Source organism: Rhizobium anhuiense (assembly GCF_003985145.1).
GTDB classification, from domain to species: Bacteria; Pseudomonadota; Alphaproteobacteria; order Rhizobiales; family Rhizobiaceae; genus Rhizobium; species Rhizobium anhuiense.
Genome location: NZ_ML133551.1, coordinates 14,352 through 28,362, shown reverse-complemented (window position 1 = coordinate 28,362; position 14,011 = coordinate 14,352). Strand labels below are relative to the sequence as shown.

The window sequence follows — 14,011 nt, the reverse complement described above, 5'->3', positions numbered from 1 at the left end:
TGATGATCTTCGCCGAGGTCAGTTCCGGACGGTCGGAGGCCGACAGCGCATCGGCGACGAAGCGCGACAGAGCGGGATCGGAAACCGCTGCAACCGTCTCGATCGGCGCGGAGCCGCCTTCGGCTGCGGAGGCGAAGGAGGCGGTGCGCACGGTGATCACCTTCTTGGCATCGGTTGCCTGCACCGTCTGGATGGCATTGCCGGCATAGATCGGCCGCTTGAAGGTATCGGCAGAGATCACCTCGATGATCTCGGAGAGCTGGGCGACATCGAGCAGGGCAGCGACGCGCGGCAGCACATTCTTGCCGACCGACGTCGCAGCCGAGAGGATCGTGTCATAGCTGCCGGCCAGCGAGACGATCAGGTCGGCCAGCGGTTCGGCCAGGTTGTTGGCCAGCGCATCGCTTTCGGCCAGCAGCACCTTGGAGACGCCGGCAAGCTTGGCCGCCGCATCGGCAGCAGCCTTTGCGCCCTTGCCGGCGACCAGCACATGCACGTCGCCGCCGATCTTGGTTGCGGCCGTCAGCGCCTTGGCGGTCTGGTCGGAAAGGCTTGCATTGTCGTGGTCAGCCAGAAGAAGAATGGTCATGATGAGGGCTCCCTGGTTCTGGCTTAAAGCACGCCGGCTTCGTTCTTGAGCTTGTCGACCAGCTCGGCGACCGACTTGACCTTGACGCCGGCCTTGCGGCCGGATGGCTCCTCGGTCTTCAACACTTTCAACCGCGGCGCTGTGGAGACGCCAAAGTCGGCAGGAGACTTCTTGTCGAGCGGCTTCTTCTTCGCCTTCATGATATTCGGCAGCGAGGCATAACGCGGTTCGTTCAGGCGCAGGTCCGAGGTGACCACCGCCGGCAGCTTGATCTCGATCGTCTGCAGGCCGCCATCGACTTCGCGGGTGACGGTCGCCTTGCCATCGCCGATCTCGATCTTCGAGGCGAAGGTCGCCTGGGCCGAACCAAGCAGTGCCGCCAGCATCTGGCCGGTCTGGTTCGAATCGTCGTCGATCGCCTGCTTGCCGACGATAACAAGGCCGGGCTGTTCGGCATCGGCGACCGCCTTGAGGATCTTGGCAACCGCCAGCGGCTCGACCGCATCGTCGGTCTCGACCAGGATTGCCCGGTCGGCGCCCATGGCGAGTGCCGTCCTCAGCGTCTCCTCGGCCTTGGCAGGACCGATCGACACCACGACAACTTCCTCGGCCTTGCCGGCTTCCTTCAGCCGCAGCGCCTCTTCCACCGAGATCTCGTCGAACGGGTTCATCGACATCTTCACATTGGCAAGCTCGACACCCGTGCCATCCGGACGAACCCGGATCTTCACGTTGTAGTCGACAACCCGTTTGACTGGCACGAGTATCTTCATGGGTGACCCCCTTTATTTCTAGACTACCGGCCGTCAGTGCGGCCGTTCGGCAAGCAATGCCCAGAAGGCGAAGAGCGGCGTGTCGAGCGACCTCATGGCATGTTTGATGCCAGGGAGATTGTAGAAGGATCCGCCGATACCAGGCGAAAACCAGTCCCCTTCCCCCTGCTGGAATTCTCCCTCGGAAAGCACGAGGTAGACTTCCTCCGGTGCATGGTCGTGATCGGGGTAGCGCATGTGAGGCGCCATCAACGTCACGCCGATCCACAGGTCGCTCCGCTCCTCCAATCCTCCCGGGCCGATGATCATCGCATTGGCATGGCCATCGACAAAATTGTCGCTGGCCGTGTGGTCATACTTGGTGCGCCGACGCCATTCAAGCATTGGCTCGATGCCTTTGAACCCCTCGATCAAACGCGTCAGCGAAGGATAGGACGGATCGATCGAGAGCGCCACATCAAGGAGCGCACACACGGGCAATCGGCTTCCTTCCCCTGCGCGTGCATCTCCCGGGCATTCCAGCGCCGTAGAAATCTGACGAATCGAGCGACGGGCTTCCGGCGCCCTGGCAAACTGGTCGAAAGCCCCGAAAGCCGCATCCACAAAAATCTCGAGGCTTTCATTCCGCAAACTCATGTCATCACCTCCCGAAACGCCCCCCCGACAGGCGGCTGATCTTGCGATCAGATATCTTTTGCGATGCGCAGTCCGTCATAGACGGCGGCATGCGTGTTGCGTGCGGCCACGGCATCGCCGATCCGGAACAGCTGGAACCTGCCGTCGGGATTGCGGACGACGGACTGAGGTTCTCCAGACAGAAGCTGGTCGTGCGACATTTCGCCGAGATTGCTCGAACTGGGTTTCAGTTCGAAATAGAGCTCATCGAGCGGGATGGTCCCATGATTGACGACGATCTGGTCGAAGCTGTGCTGCCTGGCAATCCCGCCGTAATCGCTGCCGATATGAGCGACCAGCTGGTTGCCGCTCTTCTCGACGGCTTCCAGACGGTAGGTGACGGTGAAGGTCACGTCGTGCTTCTGAAGAGAACGCATATAGGGCACCAGGTTCATGGCCATGACCTCAGGCGCGAAGGACCGGTCCGGCGTCATGATCTCGACCTTGGCACCTGCCTTGGCGATGAACTCCGCCGCCTGCAGGCCGGCATGGTCGCCGGCATCGTCGAAGATCAGCACGTTGGTTCCAGGCTTCACGTCGCCGGAAATGATGTCCCACGAAGAGACCACCAGCTCGTTGCCGCTCGTGAGAACCTCGGTATGCGGCAGGCCGCCGGTCGCAATGATGACGACATCGGGATTTTCGGCCTCGATGGTGTCGGCTTCCGCCCAGGTGTTGAAGTGGAAGGTGACGTCGTATTTCTCGCACTGGCTCATGCGCCAGTCGATGATGCTGATCATCTCCCTGCGGCGCTCACTCTGGGCGGTGAGCCGGATCTGACCGCCGGGATTGTTCGCCGCCTCGAAAACGACGACCTGATGGCCGCGTTCCCCGGCGACGCGCGCCGCTTCCAGACCGGCCGGGCCGGCGCCGACGATGACGACTTTTTTCCTGGCGTCGGCCTTCGCCACGATATGCGGCATCGTCAGTTCGCGGCCGGTGGCGGCATTGTGGATGCAGAAGGCGGCGCCGCCCTGGTAGATGCGATCGAGACAGTAATTGGCGCCGACGCAGGGGCGGATATCCTCTTCCCGTTTTTCGATGATCTTGCGGACGATGTGCGGATCGGTCATGTGGGCGCGGGTCATGCCGATCATGTCGACTTTCCCGGCCGCGATCGCGTGACGCGCGGTCGCGACGTCCGGTATCTTGGCAGCGTGGAACGTCGGAAAATTGGTCGCGGCCCGGATTTCACCGGCAAAATCCAGGTGCGGAGAGTTTGCCATGCCCTGGATCGGAATGACATCCGTCAAACCCGCATCGGTATCGATGTGGCCCCGAATGACGTTCAGATAGTCGATGAGGCCGCTATCGCGGAGCCGCTTGGAAATCTCCATGCCTTCGGCCTTGCCGGTACCGCCGGGAAGACATTCGTCGGCGGTATAACGAACGCCGAGGATGAAGTCATCACCCACCCTTTGCCGGATCGCCTTGAACACATCGAGACAGAAGCGCATGCGGTTTTCGATAGAGCCGCCATAGGGACCATCGAGTTCGTTGGTCAGCGGCGACGCGAACTGGTCGATCAGATGGCCGTAGGCCTCCAGCTCGACACCGTCCATGCCGCCCGCCTTCATGCGCTCCGCAGCATCGGCGAAATCCTTGATGATGCGCTCGATGTCCCAATCTTCCATCTTCTTCGGGAAGGCGCGGTGGGATGCCTCGCGATGATGCGACGGCGCCACGACCGGCAGCCAGTCGCCCTTGTCCCAGCGCGTGCGCCGGCCGAGATGGGTGAGCTGGATCATGATCGCCGCCCCCTCTTCATGCACGGCGTCGGTCATTTCCCTGATCCACGGGACGATCTCGTCCTTATAGGCGAGCAGGTTGTTGAAAACCGGCGGACTGTCCCTGGACACCGCGGCCGAGCCTGCGGTCATCGTCAGCGCCACGCCGCCCTTTGCCCGCTCCACCGTATAGGCGCGATACCTCTCCTTCGGCATGCCGTCTTCCGGATAGGCAGGCTCGTGGGAGGTCACGATGAGACGGTTGCGCAGCTTCAAATGCTTGAGCTGATAGGGCTGAAGAAGGGGGTCATTCGACATGGGCCGTGGTTCCGGATTAAAAACGTCAGAGGAGACGCTAAGCATAATGTACATAAGTGTCAACGAGGAAAACAAACGGGTCGTTATTTTCGACACTGATGTACATTTTTCTTGTGCGTGGTTTGATAATTTGATAGGAAACACCCCATGGATCAGGCTTTGAACGACACTGGCTGGCGCGGATCACAGGAGGGATGGCTGGAAGCAGCGTATCACTCCCTGCTGGATTCCGGGGTGGATTCGGTGAAGATTCTGCCGCTGGCGAAGAAGCTCAATCTCTCTCGCACGAGCTTCTACTGGTTCTTCAAGGATCGGGAGGAGCTGTTGGCCGCGCTTGTGGCGCGCTGGCGCGATAAAAACACCGGCAACATCGTCAAGCAGTCGGAAGCTTATGCGGAATCGCTTGCCGAGGCGATGCTCAACGTCTTCGATTGCTGGCTCAACAATGATCTGTTCGACGCCAGGTTTGAATTCGCCGTGCGCAGCTGGGCGCTGCAGTCCGACGAGATTCTCGCCGAAGTCCGGCAAGCCGATCAGCTTCGCCTGGAAGCGCTCAAGCGCATGTTCATCCGGTTCGGACTACCAGAAACGACATCAGATGTCAGAGCGCGAACAACTTACCTCGTTCAGATCGGCTATATCTCCATGCAGTCCAGGGAGGAACTCGCCGTCCGCATGAAACGGATTCCAGAGTATATTGCGATCTACACCGGCGAAGTGCCGCAGCAGAGGGAGCTCGATCGCTTCTTCTCCCGGCATGGCCATAGGCCCGGTTAGGGAAGGCCGAGATGAGCGTTTCCTTGAGGATCGGTATCATTGGCGGCGGCGGATGGCTTGGCGGAGCAATCGCCGGCTCGATCCTCGATGCCGGCCTGGTCGGTCCTCGAAATCTCTCCCTCTCCTATCGCAGCGAGCCGCCGCGCCGTTTCCCGAATTCTTTCCTGACCACCGACAATCAGGAGCTTGCCGACCGCTCGGATGTGATCCTTCTCTCCGTTCGTCCGGCCGACTGGCAGGCCCTGGAGTTCGATGCCGGCGGCAGGCTCGTCATCTCTGTCATGGCGGGCATCCGCTTGGGCGCACTTTCGGAACGCCACAACACCGCTCGCGTCGTCCGCGCTCTGCCGAATGCCGCTGCCGAAGTAACCAGATCCTATACGCCCTGGACTGGCACAAGCGACGTCACGGAAGACGATCGAGCAGTCGTCCGCGCCATTTTCCAGGCATGCGGATCTGAGGACGAGGTCGGAAGGGAAAGCGACATCGACTATCTCACCGGCCTTTCCGGATCCGGACCGGCATTCCCGGCGCTGCTCGCAGCCGCCATGATGAGCGACGCCGTCGCCCATGGCCTGCCGGCGGAGATTGCGCAGCGGGCCGTCAACACGGTGATGACAGGCGCCGGCCGCCTGCTGGAGCGCCGTGACGAATGTCCTGACGACGTCGTTCAAACCTTTCTCGCCTATCGCGGCACCACCGCAGCAGCCATCGAAGGCATGCGCGCTGCCGGGTTCAACGCTTCCGTCGCCAAGGGACTGTCGGCGGCATTCAAGAAATCGGTGAGTATGGGAGACGCTTCCTGACAACCGTTGGAGCGGGTTCCTGCGGCGCCCCGCTCGTCAAAATCGGCCGCTAAGCAGAGGGAACGAAATGAAAAAACTACTTGCATCGACATGCCTGACATTCGGCCTGATCGGCGGGGCGTCTTTCGCCAGCGCCGCCGAATGCGGCAGTGTGACCATCGCCAGCATGAACTGGCAGAGTGCAGAGGTTCTCTCTAACCTCGACAAGTTCATCCTGAACGAAGGTTATGGCTGCGAGGCCGACATCACCGTCGGCGACACCGTCCCGACGATCACCTCCATGGCCGAAAAGGGCCAGCCCGACATCGCGCCGGAAGCCTGGATCGACCTGCTTCCCGATGTCGTCAAGAAGGGAACGGATGAAGGCCGGATCGTCCAGGTCGGCTCTCCGCTGCCCGATGGCGGCGTACAGGGCTGGTGGATTCCCAAATATGTTGCCGATGCCCATCCCGATATCAAGACCATCGGCGACGTGCTGAAGCATCCGGAACTCTTCCCCGATCCGGAAGATCCGAAGAAGGGCGCCATCTACAACGGGCCGCAGGGCTGGGGCGGCACCGTCGTGACCACGCAGCTCTACAAGGCCTTCGAAGCCGAGAAGGCCGGCTTCACCCTCGTCGATACCGGCTCAGCCGCCGGCCTCGATGGTTCGATCGCCAAGGCTTACGAACGCAAGGAAGGCTGGGCCGGCTATTACTGGGCGCCGACCGCGCTGCTCGGCAAGTATCAGATGGTCAAGCTCGAAGCCGGTGTGCCGCAGGATGCAGCCGAATGGAAGCGCTGCATCACCGTCGCCGATTGCCCCGATCCGAAGCCGAACGCATGGCCGGTCGATCACGTCGTGACCTTGGTTGCCAAGCCCTTCTCGGAAAAGGTCGGGCCTGAGGTCATGGACTATCTGACGAAGCGCTCCTGGAGCAATGACACGGTCAACAAGCTGATGGCGTGGATGACCGACAACCAGGCAACCGGCGAAGATGGCGCAAAGCACTTCCTGAAGGAAAACAAGGACCTCTGGACAAAGTGGGTCTCGCCTGAGGCAGCCGCGAAGATCGAAGCTGCGCTTTAACGCCGACTATTGCGGTGCGCTCAAAGCGCACCGCCTCTCGCTGCCGATAAAATCAAAAAGACTGCCGCGGCTCTTTGAAGAAAAAGGGGAACCGAATGGAATGGTTTTATAAATTCCCGCATATGGATGATGATGCCCTTCGCAATCTGAAGAAGGCGATCGATGACGGCTTTCGCGCCTTTACTCGCAGCTATGGCGACGCGATCGAAAGCCTCTTCTCCCCGCTGCAGCATTTTCTCATCGCCGCCGACCGCTTCATGACGCAGACGCCGTGGCCGATCATCACATCCATCATCCTTGTGATCGCATGGTTTGCGAGCCGCAGCCTGAAGATCGTCTTCGGCTGTCTCGTGACACTGCTGCTGATCGGCTATTTCGACATGTGGGACGATACGATGCGGACGGTCTCGATGATCTTCGTCTGTACCGTGCTCTCGATCGCCATCGGCATCCCGATGGGGATCCTGATGGCGCGTTCCGACCGGCTGCAGCGCGTCATCAACCCGATCCTCGACGTCATGCAGACCATGCCGAGCTTCGTCTACCTGATCCCTGTCGTCATGCTGCTCGGCATCGGCAAGGTGCCGGGACTGATCGCCGTCGTCATCTACGCCATCCCGCCGATGATCAGGCTGACCGACCTCGGCATCCGCCTGGTCGACAAGGACGTGCTGGAGGCGGCCGACGCCTTCGGGACATCGAGCTCGCAGAAACTGTTCAAGGTCCAGTTGCCGCTGGCGCTTCCCACCATCATGGCCGGCATCAACCAGACCATCATGATGGCGCTCGCCATGGTCGTCGTCGCCTCGATGATCGGTGTCCAGGGTCTTGGCCAGCCGGTTCTGAAGGCGATCGCCAACCAGTACTTCACTCTGGGCATTTTCAACGGCCTTGCCATCGTCGGCATCGCCATCATCTTCGACCGGGTCAGCCAGGCATATGGCAAGAGGCTCCAGAAGCATCGGGAGATCGTCCATGGCTGATCAACGTTTCGGCGGCATCAAGATCCGCCATCTCTACAAGATCTTCGGTCCCAATCCTGCCGCTTACGTCGATGCCGTCCAAAAAGGATTGTCGAAGACCGAGCTCAACCAAAAGCATGGCCACGTGCTGGGCTTGAGCAATATCAATATCGAGATACCTTCGGGCCGCATCCAGGTCATCATGGGCCTTTCGGGTTCGGGCAAATCGACCCTCATCCGCCACATCAATCGTCTGATCGATCCAACCGCCGGCGAAGTGCTTGTCGACGGCGTCGATGTCGTGAAAATGAACGAGACCGAATTGCGGGCGTTTCGCCGGCACCAGACGGCCATGGTGTTTCAGAAGTTCGCGCTTCTGCCGCACCGGAATGTTCTCGACAATACCATCTTCGGCCTCGAAGTGCAGGGCATGGAGCGTTCGAAAGCCGTCGACGTCGCCATGCGCTGGCTGGAGCGGGTCGGTCTCAAGGGCTTCGAGCAGAAATATCCCAACCAGCTCTCCGGCGGCATGCAGCAGCGTGTCGGCCTGGCGCGCGCCCTTTCCAACGATGCGCCGGTCCTTTTGATGGACGAAGCCTATTCGGCGCTCGATCCCTTGATCCGCACGGATATGCAGACGGTCCTTCTCGACATTCAGAGGGAGATCAAGAAAACCATCGTCTTCATCACCCACGATCTCGATGAAGCCCTTCGCCTGGGCGACCAGATTGCGATCCTGCGCGACGGCGAAGTCATCCAGCAGGGCACCAGCCAGGACATCGTCCTGCGTCCGGCGGACGATTACATCGCCAACTTCGTCAAGGAGGTTAATCGCGGCCGCGTCATCCATGTCGAAGCCGTCATGACCCCCCTGCATTCCGGCGCAGTACCCGGCGGATTGACGATTGCGTCAGGCACGACAGTCGAAGAGGCCGTCCGGATCCTGGCATCGGCGCCGGACGACGATGCCAGGGTGATTTCACCATCAGGCGAAGCATTGGGTCTCGTCACCTTCCGCCAGCTCGCAGGCGCGATGGTGAACTCGCAGGAGGTGGCTCCCCGACGCGATAGCGCCCTCTCGGTCGCACTCTGAAGCTCAAATGCGGCCGTCTCTCCGTTTCGTTGGCGATACCGATATCGGGCACGCCGCCATCGCAGGAAATGGAAAGTCGGCCGCCTGACGCTTGGGGATCACCATGTCGAAACTCTTCCCGCGTCTGTTTTCGCCCGTCAGTCTGCGCGGACACATTTTGCGCAACAGGATCGTCTTCGGCGCGCATACGGCAAACATGGCGAACAACGGCGTGCCCGGCGACCGGCATGTTGCCTATTATGCCGAGCGTGCGATCGGCGGCGCCGGAATGATCGTGGTCGAACCGATGCCGGTCCATCCCGCCGCCGTGTTGACGCGCGGGAATTTTCTTCCCGGCGACGATAGTGTCGTCCCTCATTTCAGGAAGGTCACGACGGCGATCAGGGAAAACGGCGCGGTCGCGATCCAGCAGCTCTACCATGTTGGCGCGCATGGAGATTCCGATAATTCATACCACCCGCATTGGTCGCCGTCCGGTCTGCCCAGTTATCACGACAGCGACGGCTCGCATGCCATGAGCGAGGCGGAAATCTCAGAAACCATCGACGGATTCGTGCAGGCGGCGCGCCGCTGTCATGAGGCCGGTTTCGATGGCGTGGAGGTCTGGGCGGCCTATCTCGGCCTCATCGAGCAGTTCTGGACGCCCTGGTCGAACCGGCGAGAGGATCAATGGGGCGGTTCGCTCGAAAATAGGACACGTTTCTCGCGCGAGATCACGAGCCGCATCCGGGCGGTCTGCGGTCAGGATTTCATCATCGGGCTTGCGATCAGCGATGAGCCCGATCATAGCGTCGCGCTGACGCGGGACGAGCTTGCCGAGATCGTCGCCCTCCATGACGATCTCGGCCTCGTCGACTACGTCACCTGCGGCTCGGGCGGCTATCTCGACTTCCACAAGCTGATGCCGACATTCCTTTACCAGGAGAAGCTCGGCGCCGATCTCGCTGCGACGATCAGGCGGTCCGTCAAGCATGCGCTCGTCATCGCCGAAAGCCATATCAGAACGCCGGAGAATGCCGAAACCGTTCTGGGAGAAAGAGCGGCGGACCTGGTCTCGATCGTCCGCGGCCAGATCGCTGATCCCCATCTCGCCCGAAAAGCCGGCGAAGACCGCCCCGACGATGTTCGCGGCTGCATTTCGTGCAACCAGATGTGCTGGGGCCGGCGCTCGCGTGATTATTGGATAAGCTGCCTCATCAACCCGTCGGCCGGACGGGAATACCAATGGGGCGGCGACCGCTTCAGCCCGGCCGGCCAGCCGAGAACGGTGCTGGTGGTCGGCGGCGGGCCTGCCGGTCTGGAAGCCGCCCGTGCAGCCGCGGAGAGAGGCCACCGGGTCATCCTCGCGGAAGCCTCCAGCCGGCTCGGCGGCAATTTCCTGCTGGCCGGACTGCAGCCTCGCCGCGCGCAGATCCTCGACCTCATCGGCTGGTACGAGCGGCAGCTGACGAAACTCGGCGTCGAGATCCGGCTCAACTCTTATGTCGAGGCATCGGATGTCGAAGCGATCGGCGCGGATGCCGTCATCCTGGCGACAGGTTCCTATTCTCCCGAAACCGGCTTCCAGAAGGCTCTGCCCTCGGTCGAGACGCTGCCCGGCATCGAAAAGGGAAACGTCTTCACCATCGAGGCTGTCATGGCGCGGCAGGCAAGGCCGGGCAAAAGGGTCCTGCTGCTCGACGAGGGTGGCGGCTGGCGCGGCTGCGGAACCGCCTGGAAGCTCGCCGAAGATGGGCACCTGGTGACCATGCTCTCGCCCGATCCCTTCATCGGCAAGGAACTTCAGCGCACCACCGCCGACGTACCGCTGCGTCGGACCTTGAAGAGGCTGGGTGTCCAATGGCGTCTGGAGGTCAGCGTGCTGGCGTGGCACGGCAACGGCGTCACCCTGCTGGATCACAATACCGGCGAGCATTTCTTCGAGGAAGGCGACAGCCTGGTGCTCGCCACCACCAATGCAGCCGCCAACTGGCTCGGCGAAGAACTGCGCTCGAGCGGTCGCCATATCGTGGAGATCGGAGACTGCGCCGCGCCGCGCCAGGCGCCCTATGCCTTCTATGAGGGCAGGCGAGCCGCATTGGAGCTGTGATGACCGGGCAGAGGATCAGAATGCCGATCGACGAGCTCCGCCAACTGGCGCTCGAAGCCTGCCTCGCCTGCGGCAGCAGCCAGGCCATGGCGAAGGCGCTCATCGATGCAACGCTGTCGGCTGCCCGTTTCGGACGCCCCGAGCTGGGTTTTCCGCATTTCGTCGATTATCTCGCCAGCCTGCGCGAGGGGCGGATCAACGGAAACGCCAAGCCCCGCTTCAACCATGTGCTGCCGGCCCTGATCCAGGCCGATGCGGATGGCGGCATAGCGCAGCTCGGCTTTGACCTCATTTACGACGACTTCACGAAACGCGTGAAAACCTTCGGCATTTCAGTCTTCACGCAGAAAAACAGCTATACCGCCGGGGAACTGGGATATTACATCAGGCGCCTGGCTCAGGACGGATTGATCTCCATCGCCGCTGCCAACGGCCCACCATTGATGGCCGCCGCCGAGGGCGGTGAGCGCGTTTACTGCACAAATCCGCTGGCCTTCGGCGCGCCCATGCCGGCCCCTTTGCCGCCTCTCGTCATCGACCAGGCGACGAGCGCTACGGCCTTCGTCACCCTTGCCGAGGCGGCCAAGGCGCAGTCGCCGATCGCTCACGGCATCGCCATCGATGAGACCGGCGCAATCACCACTGATCCGGTCAAGGCGATGCTCGGCGCGCTCCTGCCCTTCGGCGGCTACAAGGGCGCCAATATCGCCCTTGTCGTCGAGATGCTTTCCGCGGGTCTTTCCGGGGCCGCATGGTCGCTCGATGCAGGCCACTTTCTCTCAGGCGAGCATCCGGTCAATGCCGGAATGACCGTGATCGCGCTCTTTCCCGCAGCAGTAGATCCGGATTTTCAGGCGCGAGCCACGGCCCAATTGGAGCGGCTGCGCGCCAAGGGAGTTCGCATCCCCGGCGACAGAGCGATGTCCGCATGTACCGCGGAAACCGATAGCCTCGAAGTCGACGCAGCGGTGCTCGAAACGATCCGCCGCTTGTGCCTTCAGTGAAAGCAAATCATTACCAAGCCGAAGAAGCGCGCGCACTGCGGACCAGTGCGCAACCATGGCGACAATGTCCTCGTTCGGCTAATTGAGAAACTAAAGATCTCTATCCACTTTGCGCAGCGCATTGCGCAGAACAGACGGCTTCAGGGGAGCGGCTTCATATACATTTTGCGCAAGATCAGTCCAGACTGCGCCACGAAAAGCCGCTCGGCCGACAATATCGGGACCGGACAATTGCTCCATAGCTGAGGAACAGTAAGATCAATCCCGACCAATGCCATGATGGTTTGCGGTCCTAAAACCAAACCCGTTCATCCATCACCCCCAAAAGGATGGAAGGGATCATACATACGCACTCTATCCCGTGCGTATGCCTGCATGCCTGTCAGCCTGCCGAAGGCCCTCTTTAAGCGGTCCACTATAGAACCTTCGGCAGGCGACTGCGCGACTTGCGAAATCGGGGGCCCACTCGATAAGCTTCAGATATCGCTCCTCTCGGCAAGACCCGCTGCATTTGAGCCCGCCGAGCGCGGCCGCGTTTTTTTCGGACGTGCCAAGGCCGCTCTATCACTTTGAATCAAAATCCTAAAACGCGTCGCATGAATTCGCATTGGCGCGATGCGCTGTATAGTGGCCTGGCGGATACACGCGATAAATTTACCCTTCTGCGTAATCGTTTCATCATCAGCCCGATGGCTTGCCAACTGTTCCGAGTTCTGCCAGTTCCTGCCGTCAGGCTGCGAAAAACGGATGCGATGGGAACTCTTGGCAATGCATTTAACGGGTTGGTTTTATTGACGCTTGTCACGCCCGCGTTTCGTCTGCATCGGCTTACGCAAACCACCGATCCCGATGCCGACACCACGTGCAGGTTCCCCTGCTCCGCTGAGACCTGCTGCGCTGCATGCTCCGATCGGCTAATATATAGCCACGCCTCAGTAATCAATCACGTCCACAGGCCCTGACGAAGCGGAGGAGGATGGTCGATGGTATCAGGCGAAGCGATTGGAGGTGCATGCATCAATATGTCAGCGCTATCATGGATTGCGCCGGCATCGGCGAGCGACGGAGAAGGACAAGTCAACACAGCCCCATTGAAACGATAGGAGCGGCATGACGGAAAATAGCACTGCCCCATTCTCATTTCGATTTAGCGGTTCGTCCTTCGACAACATGGTCGAAACGCTGGGCGGCGCCTTTGGCGCATTTGATGCCGAGCCTGTCGGCCGCAGCCAGGACTTCCATTGGGGATTGGATTTCTCGGCATGTGACAGTGCCGTCCTGCTCACCGGTTATCATGAGGCGGAATTTCAGTTCAATATCGAGCCGACCGTCGATACGGCCGAATATCTGTCGATCGTCGTGCCGCGCAGCGGCGGCATGGGGGTCACCTATGGGTCGCGCGTCGCCGAGGCCGGGCAAGGAAAATTGCTTCTTTACAATAATTTCGAGCCCAACAGCGTCATCATGCATGGGCGATCGAACGTCATCGACGAGTTGCTGATCAACTGGCCGCTCATCCTCCAGACGATCGGCCAGACTTTCGAGATGCCGTTCAGCGGCTCTCTCGACCTGCTGCCAGAACTGGATCTGTCCAAGCCGGAAGGCCGGCTGATCAGCAATCTCACGGAAACGATCATCGCGGGCATGCGCGACGATGGTCCCTTGCTGCAGTCGCCGATCGCCATGGCGCATATGACGCAGGCGCTGGCCGATCTGGTCGTGCGCCTGGTGCCGCACCGGCTGTCGCATTTCCTGGAGAATGGCCCGGCCCTGATCGCTCCCCGGCATGTCCGCCGGGCGATTGAATTCATGCACGCCAATATCGATCAGCCGATCACCATGCCGAAGGTCGCCGAAGCGGCCGGCGTATCCAGCCGGGCGCTCGAAACCGGTTTTCGTGCCTTCAGGGGAACCTCTCCCGCCGCCTACCTCTTGACCCTTCGTCTGCGTGCGGCGCGCCAGGATCTGCTCGATCCCGAGAGCAAGGACACCATGAAGGCCATCTGTCTCAAATGGGGCTTCTTTCATTTCGGCCGGTTTTCCGCGGTCTATAAAAACACCTACGGAGAATACCCTTCCGACACCAGGAAGCGCGTGATCCGGCGATGATGGCCTCGGCTTGCGGCGAG

The 14,011-nt window shown here is 60.9% G+C and carries 11 protein-coding genes and 1 pseudogene; 8 read left to right on the top strand and 4 right to left on the bottom strand.

What is annotated here, in order from left to right; all coding sequences use genetic code 11:
- From EEQ99_RS34205 to EEQ99_RS34190, 4 genes and pseudogenes are all read right to left on the bottom strand, one after another.
- Positions 1–589 (bottom strand): annotated as a pseudogene (locus EEQ99_RS34205) (electron transfer flavoprotein subunit alpha/FixB family protein); the annotation flags it as partial.
- 23 nt (positions 590–612) lie between these two features.
- Positions 613–1,362 (bottom strand): electron transfer flavoprotein subunit beta/FixA family protein, encoded by a 750-nt coding sequence (locus EEQ99_RS34200; RefSeq protein WP_127431935.1) that lies wholly within the window; start codon positions 1,360–1,362, stop codon positions 613–615.
- A gap of 33 nt (positions 1,363–1,395) precedes the next feature.
- Positions 1,396–1,998 carry a dimethylsulfoniopropionate lyase gene (locus EEQ99_RS34195; protein WP_097545401.1) on the bottom strand — a complete coding sequence of 201 codons (603 nt, stop codon included), beginning with the start codon at positions 1,996–1,998 and terminating at the stop codon, positions 1,396–1,398.
- A gap of 47 nt (positions 1,999–2,045) precedes the next feature.
- Entirely contained in the window at positions 2,046–4,082 is a 2,037-nt protein-coding gene (locus tag EEQ99_RS34190; RefSeq protein WP_127431934.1) for an NADH:flavin oxidoreductase, read from the bottom strand.
- A 147-nt stretch (positions 4,083–4,229) separates the two neighbouring features.
- Between EEQ99_RS34190 and EEQ99_RS34185 the strand changes: the two genes are divergently transcribed.
- The 8 genes from EEQ99_RS34185 to EEQ99_RS34150 all read left to right on the top strand — a co-directional run bounded on the left by EEQ99_RS34185 (position 4,230) and on the right by EEQ99_RS34150 (position 13,991).
- Positions 4,230–4,859 (top strand): TetR/AcrR family transcriptional regulator, encoded by a 630-nt coding sequence (locus tag EEQ99_RS34185; protein WP_063474169.1) that lies wholly within the window; start codon positions 4,230–4,232, stop codon positions 4,857–4,859.
- An 11-nt stretch (positions 4,860–4,870) separates the two neighbouring features.
- Positions 4,871–5,665, top strand: a complete 795-nt coding sequence (locus EEQ99_RS34180; protein WP_063474168.1) for a pyrroline-5-carboxylate reductase family protein — start codon at positions 4,871–4,873, stop codon at positions 5,663–5,665.
- Between the two features lie 67 nt (positions 5,666–5,732).
- Positions 5,733–6,734: an ABC transporter substrate-binding protein gene (locus EEQ99_RS34175; protein ID WP_063474167.1), complete on the top strand. Its 1,002-nt coding sequence runs from the start codon at positions 5,733–5,735 to the stop codon at positions 6,732–6,734.
- Between the two features lie 95 nt (positions 6,735–6,829).
- Positions 6,830–7,717: an ABC transporter permease gene (locus EEQ99_RS34170; protein WP_047616819.1), complete on the top strand. Its 888-nt coding sequence runs from the start codon at positions 6,830–6,832 to the stop codon at positions 7,715–7,717.
- On the top strand, positions 7,710–8,789 hold the full coding sequence (locus EEQ99_RS34165; protein ID WP_047616821.1) for a quaternary amine ABC transporter ATP-binding protein: 1,080 nt from the start codon (positions 7,710–7,712) through the stop codon (positions 8,787–8,789). The genes EEQ99_RS34170 and EEQ99_RS34165 overlap by 8 nt, the downstream gene beginning before the upstream one ends.
- 103 nt (positions 8,790–8,892) lie before the next feature.
- The gene (locus EEQ99_RS34160; RefSeq protein WP_127431933.1) at positions 8,893–10,878 is read left to right on the top strand and encodes an oxidoreductase; all 1,986 of its coding nucleotides are present in this window, start codon (positions 8,893–8,895) and stop codon (positions 10,876–10,878) included.
- Complete coding sequence (locus EEQ99_RS34155) at positions 10,878–11,882, top strand: Ldh family oxidoreductase (RefSeq protein ID WP_047616823.1); 1,005 nt, start codon at positions 10,878–10,880, stop codon at positions 11,880–11,882. Before EEQ99_RS34160 ends, EEQ99_RS34155 begins: the two co-directional genes overlap by 1 nt.
- A 1,110-nt stretch (positions 11,883–12,992) precedes the next feature.
- Positions 12,993–13,991, top strand: a complete 999-nt coding sequence (locus EEQ99_RS34150; RefSeq protein ID WP_047616827.1) for an AraC family transcriptional regulator — start codon at positions 12,993–12,995, stop codon at positions 13,989–13,991.
- Positions 13,992–14,011: the final 20 nt, after the last annotated feature.